We start from the raw sequence: 19,391 nt of genomic DNA, 5'->3' as shown, positions 1-19,391 counted from the left end.
AACTAAAACAACTATGAGTCTGAGACATATATTGCTCTGCCTTTCCATCGTTCCGTTGGCGTTCCATGCGCAGGGACTCAGGACAGACGATTTGAAATGTGAGAATCTCTACGACCCGTTGGGCATAGACAACACCGCTCCCCACTTCAGCTGGAAGAATTATTCCCCACGCAACAATGCAAGGCAGACGGCATGGGAGATACAGGTGGGGACTGACAGTGTGAAAGTGTCACGGGGAGAGGCTGACTTGTGGAGCTCCGGCAAACAGCGTTCTGCCGAAAGTGTCATGGTGGGTTATGAGGGCAGGAAGCTCCGTTCTGGCATGTTGTGTTTCTGGCGCGTGCGTACATGGGACGAACGTTCCAAAGTGTCTTCATGGAGCGACATCCATCGCTTCAGCGTCGGATTGCTGACGGACAAGGACTTTCCCGGAGAATATATCGGCTTGGACAAGTCTGCCGGTGACGTCACCGCCCCCATACTGCGTAAGCGTTTCAAGCTCCGTGGACGCCATCGCGTCTTCATCCATGTCAACTCTCTGGGTTATCACGAGGTAAGGGTCAACGGCAGGAAAGTGGGTGACGCGGTGTTGGCTCCGGCTGTGTCACAACTCGACAAACGCTCGCATATCGTCACTTACGACATCACTTCATATTCACGTGAGGGCGACAACGAGGTGGAGATATGGCTCGGAAAGGGGTGGTATCGTGAGAATCTGTTTCATGCGGAATACGAAGGTCCTTTGGTCAAGGCTGCCGTCATGCGGCAAAATGGCACCGGATGGCAGCCTGTGGCGGTTACTGACTCTTCATGGGAGGGCACGCCAAGCGGATATCATGACTTCGGCACATGGCAGGCACTGCAGTTCGGAGGGGAGCGCGTCGACGCCCGCATCCTTCACAATAGAGGCAGACATTGGACAAAGGCTCATGTGGTGAATGTGGCCAACAAGACGGCGACGCCGCAGATGACAGAGGGCAACAGGATAATAGACACCCTGAAGCCGGTAAGCATAACGGCATATGACGGCGGATGGCTCGTTGACTTCGGGCGCGACATCACAGGGTGGTTGCGGCTGGAAATGCCCGATGTGCCAGGTGATGTGACAGTCAGGATGGAGTATGGCGACTGGATTGACACCACCGGAGTGTTCACTCCTCAGGGAGAATATGACGAATATATTACGGCGGGTGACGGCAAGGACGTGTTCTGCAACAAGTTCCACCATCATGCGTTCCGCTATGTCCTCGTCAAGAACATCCGGCAGCCGCGCGCGGAGGACCTGACGGCATTGCAGATTTCAGGCGATTATTCGGAGACGGTCAGCTTCAAGTGCTCTGACGATGACATAAACAGCATATATCAGATGATAAGCCGCACAATGCGTTGTCTGACATTCAGCGGATATATGGTGGACTGTCCGCATCTCGAGAGAATGGGGTATGGCGGTGACGGAAACTCGTCTACCATGACCGTACAGACGTTGTGCGACGTGGCTCCTGTATATTACAACTGGCTCACGGCATGGGGCGACGCCATGGCTGCTGACGGAGACCTCCCGTATGTCGCGCCCGCAGGTGGCGGAGGCGGCGGTCCTTACTGGAACTCTTTCATCATAAAGGCACCTCTGCGTACCTATCTCAATTACGGTGACCGGCGTATGCTTGTGAAGCTTTACGGTCAGATGAAAAAATGGCTTGGCTTTGTGGACGGGCACGTAAAGGACGGACTGCTCCAGCCTTGGGCTGACACCGACCGCAGGATGTGGTTCCTCGGTGACTGGCTGGCACCCAAAGGCGTCGACGTGGGCGGAGACTCACAGCTTCTCACGGGCAACTGCGTCCTCAGCGACTGTCTCAACAGCATGTCGCTGATGGCTGATATATTGGGAGAGAAAAGCGATGCCGGGCTGTTTGCCGCGCAGAGAGATTCCCTGAACAGGAAAATACACGCACGCTTTTATCATCCTGCCGACAGCACCTATGCCACCGGCTCACCCCTCGACATGAGCTATCCCATGCTGACAGGCGTCGTGCCCGACTCCCTTCGCAGTGCTGTCACAGCCAGGCTTCTTGCTCTTTCACGGGGCAAATACAAGTCGCACATAGCCGCCGGACTTGTCGGAACCTACATCTTCACGCAGTGGGCTGTAGACAACGGAGAGTGCCAGCTGATGTACGACATATTGAAGAAACGCTCCTATCCCGGCTATCTCTATATGATAGACCACGGAGCTACAACCACATGGGAATACTGGAGCGGCGAGCGCAGCCACATACACAACTGTTACAACGGCGTCGGCATATGGTTCACTCAAGCGCTCGGAGGCATTGTCCCTGACATGAGCCGTCCGGGCTACCGTCATGTCCTCATCTGTCCTCAGAAGCCGGACGGCATTGATTGGGTTTCAGTAGACAAGGAGACTCCTTACGGAACAATACGTGTAAGCTGGCACGGCACACGGCTGTCGGTCGAGATACCGGTAGGCGTGACCGCTACGGTCGTATGGCAGGACAGGCGGCATGAGGATGTCGGGTCAGGGAAATGGACTTTTTAATAAAACAGGCTTCGCCCGGCAATCTGAGCGCGCGCTCTCATTGCACTCACTTGCACTGTTTTTAACCCGAATCGGTAATTAGACTTCCATTCTTATTTCGTGCTGCTGTCAGCCAGATTCTATTCAGCTTTATCGAAGATGTAGCGGGCTACATCAAGAAAAAGCTGAATGCAAGATGACGGCAGCAGTGCGGAAGAAGAATGAAGAGCTGACAATAAACCTTAAATGTATAATCAGTGTTCTAATGACCGATTTGGGTTTAATAAAGCAAACATAAACATACAATATGATGTATAAAATAAAAGTACTTATCGCAGTGCTGCTGTTTGTGCCCGCAATGGCTGTGGCGCAGAAACAGCCTGATCTGGTGCGGTATGCCAACACGCTGCAAGGCACCGACTCAAACTTCGGACTCAGCCACGGCAACACCTTCCCGGCGACTGCCATGCCATATGGCGTACATGTGTGGACTCCTCAGACCAACGTGAACGGCGAGGGCTTCAAATATCTGTATTCGCACGACAGGATACGCGGCTTCGGACAGAGCCACCAGTGCTCGCCATGGGTGAGCGACTATGCCGTGTATACGTTCATGCCGGAGACGGGCAGGCTCGTGGTAAACGAGAACGACCGCGCCTCAAAGTTCAGTCACGACAACGAGGTGGGACGTCCGCATTATTATAAGGTGACGTTCGACAACGGCATAACCACCGAGATGGCTCCCACCGACCGGGGCGTGCATCTGCGTTTCTCTTACCCCAAGGGGCAGGACGCCTTTCTTGTGATAGACGGCTACACCGACACCAGCGAGGTGAAGATAGACGCAAAGAGGCGTCAGATACGCGGATGGGTGCGCAACCACCGCTTTGTGAACCATCCTGAGAACTTCCGCTGCTACTTTGTGGTGCAGTTCGACCAGCCCTTTGCCGATTATGGCACGTGGGAGAACCAGAACAACCGTACCTTCAGCCGCCAGACCTACGCCAAGGGCAAGGGCGCGGGTGTGTACATCAAGTTCCGTCCCGGCAGTAAGGTGCAGGCAAAGGCAGCGTCGTCTTACATAAGCTACGCTCAGGCGGAGCTTAACCTTGAACGCGAGCTCGGAGGCGACCGCTCGCTGGAAGTCACAAAGGCGCGCGGCTTCAAGGTGTGGAACAATCTCTTCAACCGTGTGCGCGTGGAGGGCGGCACCGATGAGGACATGCGCACCTTCTATTCGTGTCTGTTCCGCGCCAACCTGTTCTCGCGCCGTTTTTACGACCTTGACAGGGATGGCAAACCGTATTATTACAGCCCGTACGACGGCAAGATACACCACGGATATATGTATACCGACAACGGTTTTTGGGACACCTTCCGCTCGCAGTTCCCTCTTACCAACATTCTGCACCCCACTCAGCAGGGACGCTACATGCAGGCTATGCTCAACGTGCAGCAGAAGGAGCTGGGATGGTTTCCCGCATGGTCGTGCCCCGGAGAGACGGGAGGCATGCTGGGCAACCACGCCATATCGCTCTTTGCAGACGCCTTTGCCAAGGGCATACGCACGGTGCCTGTAGACTCCGTGCTCAAGGGCTATGCCCACGAGGCTTTCAACAAGGGTCCGATGGGCGGTGCCAACGGCCGTGCGGGATGGCATGAGTACTACACTCTGGGATATGTGTCGTTCCCGGAGTCGCACGGATCGGTTTCGCAGACGCTTGAGTATGCGTATGATGACTGGTGCGCCTACACCTTGGCAAGGCAGACAGGCAACAGGTTCTATGAACAGGTGTTTGCCCGCACGCTGTACAACTACCGCAACCTGTGGGACTCCGCCACCGGATTCTTCCGGGGCAGAGGAAAGGACGGCAAGTTCCTTGAGCCGTTCGACCCGCTGGCATGGGGTGGTCCTTACACCGAGGGCAATGCCTGGCACTACATATGGTCGGTGTTCCATGATGTGCAGGGGCTCATAAACCTGTATGGCTCCGACGCTGCATTCGTGGAGAAGATGGACTCCGTGTTCTCGCAGCCGGCGACGGTACATCCGGGTTGGTATGGCGGCAAGATACACGAGATGGTGGAGATGGAGGAGGCGCGCATGGGACAGTATGCCCACGGCAACCAGCCCATACAGCACATGCCTTACCTGTACAGCTATGCGGGACAGCCGTGGAAGACGCAATACTGGGTGCGCCAGATTATGAGACGCCTGTACAACAGCACTCCCGACGGATTCCCAGGCGACGAGGACCAGGGCGGCATGTCGTCGTGGTATGTGCTCAGTGCCCTCGGTCTCTACGCGGTTACGCCCGGCACCGACCAGTATGTGATAGGCTCGCCCCTCTTCCGCAAGGCTACCATCACGATGGAGGACGGCAGCAAGTTCGTAATAGAGGCGGAAGGCAACAGTGCCGACAACGTGTATATACAGAGCGGCACGCTCAACGGACGCCCGCTTGACAAGAACTACATCACCTACGGGGACATCGCCCGCGGCGGAACGCTGAAGTTTGTTATGGGCGCACAGCCCAACAGAACCCGCAACACCGGTAAGGACGCCGCGCCCTATTCGCTTTCGGCTCCGCTATGACAGGCGGTGAGGGGGATGAAGAAGATGCCGGTCAAGTAAGACAATGACGGCGTGAGCCCGGTGGAGACGCAAGATTTTGCTATAATAATATGGATTTTCCATCAATATTTAATAATGGCGTCCGCCCAGTAGAGACGCAAAATCTTGCGTCTCCCGTCCTCGACAGTTCAATTGATGTTGCTTGTAGTTACTCTCCAAATCTTCATTCCATGCGTCTCCCGAGCAATCCATTGCAATATACGCATGCGATAATCCAATGACAATATTTGCACTCCTCCCTTGTGAGACGCAAGATTTTGCGTCTCTACTTTTGCTGTCAGCGTATAATGATATAATGTATCCACAGAAACAAGCATACTTGCATACGCATGCATGAATAATGTGCATAATTATTCATTCCCACCCATCCTCAACTCCGCGAGAGCTTCCTACAGCCGACGGCATAGGCTCACGGAGGCAAATACGCAGCTTATGAGCGTTTCGCGTATATGTCTGACAGTCAGCGAGATATACTCATATATGGGACGGACGGGACATTCCCTTCATGCCGGAAAGCCTTTTCGGGAACGCGGAACGGGCTTTTTGAGGTGACGGGAGGGCGCGTTCCGGCATGCATGAAAGGTGTTTTGGAAAGCCGGAACGTGCTTTTCCGCGCGACAGAAACGGCAGGCGCAAGGTCTGAACGAATCCATATTCGTTTTTTATACACCACAAATGCCTTCGCGCTTCCTGTTTTCCGATTTTATTATGTAAAGATTTTTTACTGCCTGAACTGCATATCCATGCATTCCGGTATCCTCCGCGCATTTTCCATCCCCTCCTTTCCTCCTCAACGTCGTCCGCCCAGTAGAGACGCAAAATCTTGCGTCTCCCGTCCCCGACAGTTCAATTAATGTTGCTTGTAGTTGCTCTCCATATCTTCATTCCATGTGTCTCACGAGCAATCCATTGCAATATACGCATGCGATAATCCAATGACAATATTCGCACTCCTTCCTTGTGAGACGCAAGATTTTGCGTCTCTACTTTTGCTGGCAACGCGTATAATCCCCGATTTCCTACTTATTCACCCGACGGTGTCCGCCATGTCTGTGCATTGATATATCCGGAAAGATATGTGTTATTCCCAATGAATGATTAGAGAAGTGTTTGAAATACAGTCAGAACGCTTTGGTATGTTTGTTCTGAAGAATGGTATATACATTACATCCATGATGCTTTTGATTCAAAATTGGGTTTTTAAGGTTCAATTTTTATATGTGTTTTACCGTAATAGGGCTACATTTGCAGCGATAACAAGCCTAAGTTTATGACAATGGACTATACAGAATTTTATAAAACCTGCTATCTGCGGATTCACGCATTTGCACAAGGTCGCGTCAGCGTCGGGGCTGCCGGTGATGAGGTTCGGGAACGGACGGACATCCCGATGGGGCGTGCCAAGCTGTGGGTACATATGTTCATGACTGTCAGGAACGGTTGTCGGCTGGCGGATGCGTGCGACTCCGAACATCGCGCGTGGCGTGTCTGCCGCCACGGTTTGTTGGATATGGAAAAATGAATAGCAGTGTTTTCTCATAAAACAAATAACATATATATAAATGATATGATAAGACAAATAGTGACAATGGCTCTTGCCCTGTGCGTGGGGACCTTACATACAGCCGCACAACAGGTGACACCGTTCAAGGCGGGCGACCGTGTGGCGTTTGTGGGCAACAGCATAACAGACGGCGGACACTATCATTCGTACATCTGGCTATACTACATGACGCACTTCCCCAACGAGCGTATGTGGATGGCAAACTGCGGCATTGGCGGTGACGAATGCTCCAACATTCTGGCGCGTCTTGACGACGACGTGTTCCTCAAACGCCCGAATGTGCTCACACTCTCGTTCGGCATGAACGACAGCGGCTATTTCGAGTACAACGGCGACAATCCCGGGGAGTTCGCCGACAGTAAGGTGGAGAACAGCCGCAAGTATTTCCTTGAGATAGAGAAGCGTCTGAAGGAGGCTACGGACATACGCAAGGTCATGATAGGCACGTCGCCCTACGACCAGACATCCACCTTCAACGACAACGTGTTCAGGAAGAAGAACGACGCCATCCGCCGCATAATAGCGTTCCAGGACTCAGCCGCAAGGGCTGACCACTGGGAGTTTGTGGACTTCAACGCACCGATGCTCAGGATTAACGAAGAGCAGCAGGCGAAGGACCCCACGTTCACAATCTGCGGCAACGACCGCGTGCATCCAGACAACGACGGGCACATGGTCATGGCGTACATCTTCCTCAAGGCTCAGGGAATGGTGGGCAAGCCGGTGGCAGACGTGCAGATAGACGCGCGCTCAAAGAAGGTGGTAAGGAGCGTGAACTGCACCGTGAGCGACTTGATGGCAGGCAGGAGAGAACTCTCGTTCAGCTATCTGGCGGAGTCGCTGCCTTATCCGCTGGACACCATCGCGCACGGATGGGGATTCAAGCGTCCGCAGGCGCAGGCGGTGAAGATGGTGCCGTCGCTGGTCAGGGACATAAGCAACGAGCAGCTCAAGATTACGGGACTCAAGGGCAACTACCGTCTTACCATAGACGGGGTGGTCATAGACACCATTCCGGCACAGCGTCTGGCACAGGGCGTGAACCTTGCCGAATACCGCCACACACCGCAATACCAGCAGGCGTGCGCCGTGATGGCACTCAATGAGGACCGCTGGGAGCTGGAGCGCAAGTTCCGCGACTACGGCTGGCTGCAATACGACTTCTTCATGAAGAAAGGTCTGCTCCATGCCAACGACGAGCATGCGGCGCGCGTGTTCCGCGACGGTGAGACGAAGGACGGATGGGTGGCTGCGCGCCGCGACATCTACGACAAGATGATACACAAGGATGTGCGCGACGCCTATACAGCCATGATGGATCTTCTGGTAGACAAGATATACAGCATAAACAAGCCCGTCACACGCCGCTTTGTGCTTACGGCAGTAAAGTAAGGTGGCTGCGGACAGGTGTCTGTGACGTGCCGGGCGACGGTGCTTTGTCAGATAAGTTCGAATATAAACGACAGTGAACTATGGTTAGAATAAAAATGTTAAGATTGTTGTGTGTGCTCCTTCTGCTGTCCGCCGGCAGGGCTTTCGCCGGAAAGGTGGACACGCTGAAGCTGCACAGCGACGTGATGAACCGCGACATACCTGTGGTGGTGATTACGCCTGAAAGGAAAGGTGCCGCCAAGGATGTGCGCTATCCGGTGGTCTATCTGCTGCACGGAGCCTACGGCAACGAGCGTTCGTGGCTGGAGATAAAGCCGCAGCTGCCCGACATAGCCGACGAGAAGGGCATGATATTCGTGTCGATGGCGGCTCTCAATTCATGGTATTTTGACAGTCCTGTCCTTAAGGATTTCCAGTATGAGACATTCTACACCCGCACGCTCGTGCCTTGGGTGGACGCACATTACAACACGGTGCCCTCGCGCGAGGGACGTGCCATTACCGGTCTGAGCATGGGCGGACACGGTGCGCTGTTCCTCGCCATGCGCCACAAGGACATGTTCGGAGCCTGCGGCAGCATGAGCGGCGGAGTGGACATAAGACCGTTCCCGCAGAACTGGAACATTCCGGATGTGCTGGGCGAGATGTCCGCCAACAAGCAGTCGTGGGACGAGCACACTGTCGTGGGGCAGCTGGGACGCATAAAGAACGGCGATTTGCGGATAACGTTCGACTGTGGCGAGTCTGACTTCTTCCTCGAGGTGAACAAAGACTTGCACAAACGCCTGCTCGGGCTTGGCATCGACCACGACTTCACCACCCGTCCCGGCGGACACACAAGCCAGTATTGGGCGAACTCCATCGACTATCATCTACTCTTCTTCGAGAAGTTCTTCCGTCAGAGCGGCACGTTCGTGGAAATGCAATGGCGTGCGGCGAAAGCTTCCAAGATGGTAAAGGGAGTAAAGAATGTCAATGGTTTAAAAACAAAGAAAAGGTGAATAGTATGCGTAAATATATTTTATTTGTGCTTTTCATGGTTCTGTCTTGCATTAATACTGCTGGGCAGCAGAGGCTGAAACCGTTTCGGCAAGGTGACCGCGTTGCCTTTGTGGGCAACAGTATAACAGACGGCGGACATTTCCATTCGTATATCTGGCTCTATTACATGACCCGTTTCCCGGAAATGCGGTTGTGGATAGGCAATCTGGGTATAGGTGGTGACACCAGTACGGAAATATTGAATCGTCTTGAGGCTGACGTATATGGGAAGATGCCTACCGTGGTGGCTCTTACCTTTGGCATGAATGATAGCGGCTATCTTGAGCATAACACGGACACTGCATCGCGTTTCCGTGAGCAGCGTTTTGCGCTTGTTGAGGACAATTACCGCAAGATAGAGGACATACTCGAGTCACATTCGGCTCGTGTCATACAGGTAGGCACATCGCCATACGACCAGACTTCACGGTTTAATGACAACATCTATCAGGGCAAGAACGATTTTATTTGCCGTATGATAGATATGCAACGCGAGTCTGCCAAGAAGCACGGATGGGAGTTTTTAGACTGGAACAAGCCCATGACCGACTATAACATTGGGAAGCAACGCACCTATTCGACATTTACCATTTGCGGTCATGACCGTATTCATCCCGACAACGACGGTCATATGATGATGGCTTACATATTCCTTAAGGCACAGGGCATGGCAGGAAAGCCAGTGGCTACAGTTTGTATAGATGCCGCCACGCAGAGCGTTGTGGAGGCAACAAACTGCCGATTGTCGTGCATAGAGCGTACTGATAAGGGTGTCCAATTCGACTATCTTGCTGCCGCGCTGCCTTATCCGCTCGACACGATAGCCCGTGGTGACATGGTGTTTGATAGACCGCAGTCGCGTATAAAGACGCTTGTGCCAGACTTTATGAAGGAGTTTGACAGCGAAACATTACGTGTGCTCAACCTTAAGAAAGGTTCTTATCGGCTTACCATCGATGATGTTGTTATAGACACGATTCAGAATTACCGATTGGCTGCCGGTGTAAATCTTGCAGAGTATGTGTGTACACCTCAATACCGGCAGGCTCTCACGGTCATGATGTTAAACGAAGACCGTTGGGATATGGAACGCCGTATGCGCGACTGGGCATGGGTAGAGTATGACTATTTCCTGAAGAATGGAGTTAAGGAGGCTGATGTGCTTTCGCCCGAGGCACGCTGTATGTACGACCGCGACAAGCAGAGTAGCTGGTGGCTGGCTTCGCGACGTGATATTTATGCCAAGATGGGCAACAAAGCCGTGCGTCTGGCATGCGAGAAATATCAGGACAGTATAGTGGACGAGATTTATCGTGTGAACCGTCCCGTAACACGGCATATAAAACTTGTGCGTGTGAAATGACAGCATGAAACGATAGGGTAATATATTAGAGTTATATGTTTGAACTATAAAATACCCCCAAGTCGTTATTTGACCTCATCTTTATATTGTGATGCTATCAGACAGAATGTTTCTCAATTTTGTCTAAGACGTAGCGTGATTCAGTATCTTCTACCGTGGAAGGCACGGCATTGGTGAATATTGTAAATTGAAATGATATGATGTAAAAAGACATAACAGACAGTTATGGTAGAATAAGAGACACTGCAATCCTTTTTGTTTTTCCTTACAGGAATGTCTTTTGGAGAAGATAAGAAAATCTCGCATTCTTTTTATGTCTGTTACATTCTAATTCGTATTGTTTATATAAAACCTAAATGTATGAGCATGTATAACTTCCGGATGTAATGTGTTGGCAAGAAAATATGTTTTAACTATTTGAAACATAGCTTATAAATAAAGCAAAAAAACAATTTAAATAAAACGTAATAACAAAACTTAAGTAACATGAAACCACTGAAAGCTGTTCTTTTTATCGAGGGATTACTGCTGTGTTTTGGGGGATTTTGTTCGTGTTCCGACGGCTATCTCGATGAGACGGTTACTACCGATCTTGACGAGGACAAGGTGTTTACGGACAGTTCCTATACGGCAGGTTTCCTTACCCAAATCTATGTGGATATCGGCTTCCAGACTATGCCTACCCGTTTCGGCAACGGCGGTCTGCAGATAGCATGTGATGAAGCGGAATTCAAGAACGAATCGTCTATAACTACTGGCATGGCTCTGGCAACAGGTACGCTGAACCCAAACATTGTAAGCGACGATTGCTGGAAAAAATGCTACGCTAACATACGTCGCGTAAACAAATTTCTGGAGAACGTGCATCGCTCACCCATGGTGCAGGGTGTGAAGGACCGCTACTACAATGAGGCACGCTTCCTGCGCGCGTGGTACTATGCCGCATTGGTGCGCGACTATGGAGGAGTGCCTTTGGTTGGCGACACCTGTTATTCGTCAGATGATGTAATCCCCTCAAAGCGCATGACATGGAGGAAGAGTATAGACTATATTGTTGACGAGTGTAATGCCGTGATAGCTTCAAACACACTGCCGGTGCGTGCCACGGGACGCATCAACGGACGTGCCACAGAGGCTGCCTGCTTGGCTCTTATCTCGCGCATGAAGCTCTACGACGCCAGTCCGTTGCACAACAATCCTGAAGGTTCGTGGGGCACCGAACAGACCAAGGAATTGTTGGGTAATACAGACTATAGTAAGGAACGTTGGAAGGATGCTGCCGATGCTGCTCTCGATGTGATGAGATGCGGAGACTATGCGCTTTATGTCAACCACAAGGACGGTAAAAATGGAGGAAAAGAAGAGTTGGGTTGGGGATATTACGCCATAACGCATGCTTCCGACTTCACCACCGCTACCAAGTGCACTACACGCAACGGCGAGGTAATCACACCATATGGACCATATCAGGAGATAATATTCGAGCGTAAAATGCTAGGCCTTGATTTCCACTCTGCCTATGACCCAATATCATGCGGTGGCAGTGGTCGTGGCGGATATGTCTATGCTGATTTGGCAGACGCCTTTCCCATGGCAGACGGCAGGGCTGTGGATGACAATAGCGGTAAGTATGTATTCGACCCAGTGCATCCCAACGTGAACCGCGATCCACGTTTTGCTAACTGCGTGGTGTATGACGGAGCCACGCACCGCAACTCAGCTAACGACAATTATACTGTCCGTACATGCACCGGTGACGTCACCACACAGGATGAGGTTCGCAAGGGAACTCCTACCGGTTTCTTCACACGTAAGTTCACAAACCGCGAGTGTGCTGCAAACTGGTGGATATCTCCGTCCAACAGTTTCTCGTTAATACGCTATGCCGAAATACTTCTCAACTATGCTGAAGCTACCAACGAGTACTACGGTCCGTCACACGAAGATATGATGACAGCCGAGATAACCGATGCCGATGGCAACGTGACACCTGCTACATATGTCAGTCCCATCACCGTGCTCAAGATGCTGCGCGAGCGTGCAGGCATAGAGCCGGGCGATGACGGCATGTATGGTCTGAAGGATGGCATGACGCAGGAGGAGATGCGTGAGGCTATACGGCTTGAACGTCGCCTTGAGCTTTGCTTCGAAGGTCACCGTTTCTACGACGTGCGCCGCTGGATGATTGCAGACCAGACCGACGGAAAGCCCATGCACGGATTGGCAATAATGCAGAAGAACGGAAACACCTCATACAAGTATTTCACCGTGCGTACACATATTTGGAGACCGGCTCTGTACTTCATGCCCATACCTTATCAGGAGGTTGTGAAGAGCAAAGATGGCGAGCTTTTGCAGAATCCATATTATGATTAGTATGAAATAATCCATTCACGACATGAAAAAAATAATAAAGTCAGCAATGTTTGCCGTAATGTATGTGGCAATGGCATCGTGCAGCACGTTCAGCTCAGAAGAGGACTCCTATAAGGCTATCGAGCCACTGAAGGATCTCAGTGGTGTGTGGACTATAGAGACTGTGTCTCGCAACGGCGTCGACATAACCAATGATTTCGATTTCAGCAAATTTAAGCTCAAACTCAACGATGACGGATCGTTTAAAATGGAAAATTATCTGCCCTTTGTGGTGAAGACAGACGGAACATGGACCATTGATGACCCGACACACCCTTTCCACATAGTGTTCAAGGAAGAGGGTTCTGCTGAGCCAACATCGGTGGAGTTGAAATACCCCATAATAGATGGTGAGCGATCGCTCTTGATAAGTCTGAGTCCTGGATGCTACACCAACACGTATGTTTACAAGATGAAACGTTCATCAATTAAAAATAACTCTTACTAAAACACAATGAAAGCAATGCGATATCTAAATAAATTCAGCATGATGTGTATGCGTTCGTGGGTAGTGGTTGTGGCAATGGTTGTCATGGTGGTCGTAGGCTGTGTATATATCGACAGTGTGGACATAGAGCAGACCATAGACGGCAAGAAGTGCAAGTATGCCATTGCTGGGACAGAGGCTACGTTCACCGTGAGAGGACACATAGAGTGTAAAAGTGACGAGTCGAATACACAGTTTGTGGTTGCCATGCTTGTTCCCAAGTCATGGAAGATGGGAGATAACGCCAAGGTTACATATCGCTGCGGTCTCGCTGATGATGTGAGTCAGCTGTTCCCCATGTCGGAGATGCCTGCTACCACTGTGGCAAAGAACGCTAATGGCAAGACCTGGAAGCAGGCTCTATCGTCAACCTACGGTGTTGGTCACAATGTTCTTGAGGATATGGAGTGGGTTGTGTTTGTCACCGATAAGTCGTGGAGCATATCCAACGGTCAGAACATTACTTATACAATATACATCACTACCAATGTTGGCTCCGACAATCTGAAATTTAAACCGGCATTCTTCGTAAATCATACTAATGACGGATTCTCCGGAGGCGACGACCATAAGAAGGTGGTGCTCATGGATGATTGTTTTGAGGTGGTGAAGGGTGAGGGAGCCGTTATCGACTTTTGCAGCAATCACTACTTCAAGGTTAACCCCATGCAGGCACTGCCCAACGACTTCGTTACGTTCACTTTCGTTGGCGGTGTCAATCCAAATGGTCTGGTAGGTGGGGATGTATATCTTGAGGCCACAGCTTACACCGCATCTGGACAGGTGCTTAAGGTGGACCGCAAGGATGACACTACTCTAATGCACAGTGTGGCTGGCAGCGATACTTACCAGCTCACGATATGGCCAACAGGCATGTTTGGAGTGACCGATGGCGACCAGATTGTGAGTATCGACTATTATTTCACCAACAAAGACCGCAGCGTGGTGATAGGGCAGAAGTCGGATGACAACATGGATCAGACCATTAGTCCTGTTGATGAGAAGCCTTTTAACTTCATCTTTACCTGCAACTGATATAGACAAACAATTTATGACACAGAATGAATCAAACAACAAGAAAACTTGCAGACGTGCAAAGGTTGTCATGGCATGTCTGATGGTTGGAATGTGTGTGGCTCATGCCGGCAATCCTGTTAAGGGACTCATCACCGACCAGTATAGCAAACCTGTATCTGGAGCTGTCGTTACACAGAAGTCAACAGGCAAGAGCCTTACAACAGGTGTAGACGGCACATTCGACTTCGACTTCAATAAGGGTGACGTGCTCACTATCACCCATCCCATGTACCTGCAGAAGGAGATTACGGTGGAGAAACTGCGCGACATAAAAAGTAACAATACCTATACCATACACCTGTATGACCGTTTTGTAGACACAGGGCACAGTGTGGCACAGCCATACACCGACCCCGTACCGTCCGACGGATTCCTCGGTTCATCAGCTAACGTACAAGGCAAGGAACTCGACAAGTATCTGAGTGGCAACATACTGACTGGACTACAGGGTCGCATGGCAGGGTTCAACGTGAGCCAGTATCGAGGATTCGCCACACGCAGCACCATCTCCAACACCGAGGGATCTCTTATAGGCTCCTTGCCCAAGAGTTTCGGCTCGGGCAGTTATGGTGACAACTCACAGTTTATTCTCGCTTCTCGCGGCATGACTCCTGTGGTGATAGTGGACGGAGTGGAGCGTGAGATGTTCAATATCGATCCTGAGGCTATAGAGTCGGTGACATTGCTTAAGGATGCTCTGTCGTCCATGTTTCTCGGTATGCGCAGCTCGCGCGGCGCACTCATTATCACTACTAAGAATCCCACGCGCGGCAAACTCAATCTCTCGTTCACAGGAAAACTGGGTATAAACAGCACCATAAAGAAGCTTAAACCGTTGTCTGCCTCGCAGTATTCTTACCTTCTGAATGAGGCTCTGCAGAACGACGGAAAAGCTCCTCTCTACGACTATAGCGACTATAAAGCATATCTCAACCACAATGATCCATATCTCCATCCCGATATAAATTGGAGCGACCAGTTGCTGAAGAACAACAGCATGTCACAGTCTTACAACCTCAACGTGTCTGGAGGAGGACGTGCAGCACAGTTTTTTGTAAGTCTGGGCTATTTCAACGAACAAGGACCATTCAAGACCGACAAAACTAACAGTTACAACACAAATCTTAACCTCAACCGGTACATGCTGTCGTCTAAGGTGCACATAAAAATAACCGACGACTTCGATGCCACGATGACAGCACTTGGACGTATACAGGAAGGTAACCAGCCAGGTGGTGGAGGGGATAACGGATACTTGGGTCTTTTTTCGACCATTTACTCAACCCCAAACAATGCTTATCCTGTGAAGAATCCCGATGGGTCGTGGGGAGGCAACGTGAACTATGCCAACAATCTCTATTCGCGTTCCGTGAACAGTGGATATATATCCGACAACCAGCGCGACATACAGGCCTCGCTGCGTCTGCGCTACGACTTGGATAAGGTTGTTAAGGGAATGTCGGTGCGTGCTATAGGTACAGTGACTAACTTACAACGTACATCCATAAGCCGTGTCAAGACATCGCCCGTATACTACTACAGGTTAGACGCCACGGGTAATCCACTTTACACTATGTACGGAGAGTCGAAACCGCAGAGAAATGATTTCAGTGCCGTGGCATCTTACAACAGCATGACAGGACTGCTGGGCATAGACTATGAGCGCACCTTTGGTATGCATAGCATCAAGGCAACTCTTCAGGGCGACACCCGCCACGAGGTAGATGACTATGATTTGCCTCTCTTTCCTTCGAACGTGTTGCAGGACATATCCTACGACTACGACAAACGGTATTTTGCTCAGCTTACCGTGACGGAAAGCTTCTTCAACCGCTATGCGCCAGGCAGACGATGGGGTACGTTCTATGCCGCTGGGCTGGGCTGGAACATGGCACGCGAGAAGTTTATGTCAGACGTGGAATGGGTGGACAAACTGAAGTTGCGTGCCACCTATGGAAAGACCGGTAATGGCATGACCAACTCTGGCTACTATGATTTCCGTCAAACTTATGTGGACAATGGTGTTGGCAGCTACGCACAAGGCACATCGCAGGGACAGGGTAACGTGTTCGCTTCAGAGAGTTCATTGGCAAACCCTTACCGTACATGGGAGAAAGCACATAAACTTAACATCGGGTTGGATGCCGAATTTTTTAACCGCCAACTCGCTTTCACCGCCGACTTCTATACCGACAAGTATTATGATTTGTTGCAGTATAGAGGCAAGAGCATTTCCTTCCTCGGTATATCCTATCCGTCTGAGAACATTGGAAAGAGTCGGCGTACGGGAGCTGAACTAACTCTTACATGGCAAAACCACGTGGCAGATTTCAACTACTATGTGACAGCCAACTGGACGATAGAGAAGACTAAGCTACTCTTCATGGACGAGCAACGCGTGGAGTATGATTGGCAGCGTCTGACAGGACGACCTATAGGTGTTATTCTTGGTCTTCAGACCGACGGATTCCTTACAAAGGAAGACATAGCCTCAGGTTATCCTATAATAAACGGCTACAAGGTGCAGCCTGGAGATGTGAAGTATGTGGATCAGAACGAGGATGGTGTGATAGACGATTTTGACAGAGTTGTAATAGGCGGTGACAAACCTATTCGCTATTTTGGCATCAATCTCGGATTTGAGTGGAGAGGTGTTGAGTTTTCAATGCTGTGGCAAGGAGCATATAAGCGCGACATGTACTTGGGCGACCAGACCCTCATGCAGGGATTCCTTAGTAATGGACAGAGCTACGGACAGGCATATGCCAACTTGCTCAACCGATGGACTCCGGAAACTGCTAACACTGCCACATATCCGCGCCTGTCAGCTGGAGGAAACTTCTACAACTTTGGCAGTGGTTGGAATTCTTCTATGTACATGAAGTCCGGCAATTATCTGCGCCTCAAAAACATAAGCCTTGCTTATAACCTTCCGGAGTGCGTAAGTCGCAATCTTCTCGGAGGCGTGAGAGTGAAACTCTTCGTAAACGCGCAGAACCTGCTTACTTTTTCGGCTTGCGACCTGGTAGACCCAGAGGTGGCGTTTTACAATTCGCCCCTGCAACGTTGCATAATAACCGGTATAAACCTGAAATTCTAAAAAAGAAGACTACTATGAAACAGAACTTAAAGACGATTGCCGTGATTCTCGCTTCTGCATGTACTCTGGTTATGTCATGCACCGACAACTATGAGGATTTGCCCGTAAACCAATATACGGACGATTTTCTCTTCTCGCGTACAGACTCTATCGGTGACCGCGCCCTAGGTTTCCTCGGTACGATATATGAAAGTCTTGACAACGGTCACGGACGAGTCGGCGGCTATTATTTAGACGTTGCCTCCGACGACGCATTGCCCATCGCCATGTCATCGAACCCCGATGTGCTTAGACTGCAGCTCGGTCAGTATACATCGCGCTCTACTGTGGGTGGCGACATGAAGTGGAACAGCTACTACGAGCTGTTCCGCAAGGTGAATATCTTCCTGCGCGGCATTGACAGAGTGCCGTTCATGATGACCTACAAGAGGTTCAGCGATGATAAGCCGCAGCGTTATGCCAACCTGCTGAAGGCAGAGGCGCGCTTTATACGCGCCTGGTTCTATTTCCAGATGATAGAAAGGTATGGAGGTGTGACACTTGTGGGAGATAAGGTGTTTGACATAGAAGACAATCTTGAGTTGCCGCGCAATTCATTTGAGGAGTGTGTAAACTATATAGTGAGCGAGCTTGATGCAGTGAAGGACTCTCTCTATGAGATTCCCATACCAAATCCCACTGTGAATGCCCACCGTCCCACCAAACAGGCGGCACAGGCTTTAAAGTCGAGAGTGTTGCTCTATGCTGCAAGTCCGCTCTTCAATGCCGACCCTGTGGAGAAGGACAACTTACTTGTTGGTTATGCCTACTATGACCGTAACCGCTGGAAACTGGCTGCCGACGCAGCACGTGAGCTGATTGAGGGACGCGGACATCTCGGTACCGGCGATGTGAATCTTTCACCCGACTTCCGCGAGACGTTCCTTTCTTATTATCAGACAGACAACAATCCCGAGATTCTGTTCTTCCGTCAGGTAGGACAGGGCAAGAGCGTAGAAACAGACAACGGACCGCTAGGTTTGAGCGGAGGCAACAATGGCAGCGGACGCACCAACCCAACGCAGAATCTGGTGGACGCTTTCCCTATGCTTGATGGCAAGATGCCTGGAGAAAGCGATAAGTATCCGTATGATTCTCAGAACCCTTATGCCAACCGCGACCCGCGACTCGACTATACCATCCTGCACAACGGTTCGCAGTGGCTAGGCAGCGCGCTCAAAACATGGCAGGGCGGAGCCAACAATCCCAGTGCTGGCGACTACTCGCTTACAAGTTACTATTCGAAGAAATTCATGGGACGCTTTGAGTCCTCTACCGAGTACAGCAACTGCTACCACCTGTGGGTGATGCTTCGCTATGCTGAGGTACTGCTTAACTTTGCCGAGGCACAGAACGAATGGCTCGACACTCCGACAGATGAGGTCTATGACGCCATAAAGTATCTGCGCAAGCGTGCCGGTATAGAGCCGGGAAATAACGGTATGTATGGTCTTAAGCCCGGCATGACACAAGACGAGATGCGTAAGGTTATACACAATGAGCGTCGCATAGAGCTGGCTTTCGAGGAACACCGCTTTTTCGATATACGTCGCTGGCGTGAGGCTGAGAACATATACCGTAAGCCTCTTAGAGGTATGAAGATTGTGGTCGGAGAGGGAGTGACTTATACGCCATATGATGTGCTGACCGTAAGCTGGGACAACCGTCGGTACTTATATCCCATACCCTACGGTGAGGTGAACAAGAACGACAACATGAAACAAAATCCTAAGTGGTAAAAG

Annotated in this window: 11 protein-coding genes; all 11 read left to right on the top strand. The window is 50.8% G+C overall.

Features of this window, described 5'->3' with window-relative positions:
• The first annotated feature begins 13 nt into the window (after positions 1-13).
• The 11 genes from BN4609_RS11835 (at position 14) to BN4609_RS11780 (ending at position 19,388) form a co-directional block, all read left to right on the top strand.
• Positions 14-2,557 (top strand): family 78 glycoside hydrolase catalytic domain, encoded by a 2,544-nt coding sequence (locus BN4609_RS11835; RefSeq protein WP_068856852.1) that lies wholly within the window; start codon positions 14-16, stop codon positions 2,555-2,557.
• A 289-nt stretch (positions 2,558-2,846) separates the two neighbouring features.
• Positions 2,847-5,132, top strand: a complete 2,286-nt coding sequence (locus tag BN4609_RS11830) for a GH92 family glycosyl hydrolase (protein ID WP_106390591.1) — start codon at positions 2,847-2,849, stop codon at positions 5,130-5,132.
• A 1,309-nt stretch (positions 5,133-6,441) separates the two neighbouring features.
• A complete protein-coding gene (locus BN4609_RS11820) occupies positions 6,442-6,693 on the top strand; it encodes a hypothetical protein (RefSeq protein ID WP_068856849.1) in 252 nt (83 codons plus the stop codon).
• Positions 6,694-6,741: 48 nt separating this feature from the next.
• Positions 6,742-8,127: an SGNH/GDSL hydrolase family protein gene (locus tag BN4609_RS11815; protein WP_068856982.1), complete on the top strand. Its 1,386-nt coding sequence runs from the start codon at positions 6,742-6,744 to the stop codon at positions 8,125-8,127.
• An 80-nt stretch (positions 8,128-8,207) separates the two neighbouring features.
• Positions 8,208-9,128 (top strand): alpha/beta hydrolase, encoded by a 921-nt coding sequence (locus BN4609_RS11810; protein ID WP_438360817.1) that lies wholly within the window; start codon positions 8,208-8,210, stop codon positions 9,126-9,128.
• A 110-nt stretch (positions 9,129-9,238) separates the two neighbouring features.
• Positions 9,239-10,531 carry an SGNH/GDSL hydrolase family protein gene (locus BN4609_RS11805; RefSeq protein ID WP_164071678.1) on the top strand — a complete coding sequence of 431 codons (1,293 nt, stop codon included), beginning with the start codon at positions 9,239-9,241 and terminating at the stop codon, positions 10,529-10,531.
• 486 nt (positions 10,532-11,017) lie between these two features.
• The gene (locus BN4609_RS11800) at positions 11,018-12,907 is read left to right on the top strand and encodes a RagB/SusD family nutrient uptake outer membrane protein (protein WP_068856846.1); all 1,890 of its coding nucleotides are present in this window, start codon (positions 11,018-11,020) and stop codon (positions 12,905-12,907) included.
• Between the two features lie 22 nt (positions 12,908-12,929).
• Entirely contained in the window at positions 12,930-13,394 is a 465-nt protein-coding gene (locus BN4609_RS11795; RefSeq protein ID WP_068856845.1) for a DUF5004 domain-containing protein, read from the top strand.
• Positions 13,395-13,400: 6 nt separating this feature from the next.
• Entirely contained in the window at positions 13,401-14,468 is a 1,068-nt protein-coding gene (locus tag BN4609_RS11790; protein ID WP_084791585.1) for a DUF4961 domain-containing protein, read from the top strand.
• 16 nt (positions 14,469-14,484) lie between these two features.
• Positions 14,485-17,610 (top strand): SusC/RagA family TonB-linked outer membrane protein, encoded by a 3,126-nt coding sequence (locus tag BN4609_RS11785; RefSeq protein ID WP_068856844.1) that lies wholly within the window; start codon positions 14,485-14,487, stop codon positions 17,608-17,610.
• 14 nt (positions 17,611-17,624) lie between these two features.
• Positions 17,625-19,388, top strand: a complete 1,764-nt coding sequence (locus BN4609_RS11780) for a RagB/SusD family nutrient uptake outer membrane protein (protein ID WP_068856843.1) — start codon at positions 17,625-17,627, stop codon at positions 19,386-19,388.
• Positions 19,389-19,391 lie beyond the last annotated feature (3 nt).

The organism is Leyella lascolaii, assembly GCF_900079775.1.
Lineage (GTDB): Bacteria > Bacteroidota > Bacteroidia > Bacteroidales > Bacteroidaceae > Prevotella > Prevotella lascolaii.
This window is presented reverse-complemented; position numbering and strand designations above follow the sequence as displayed.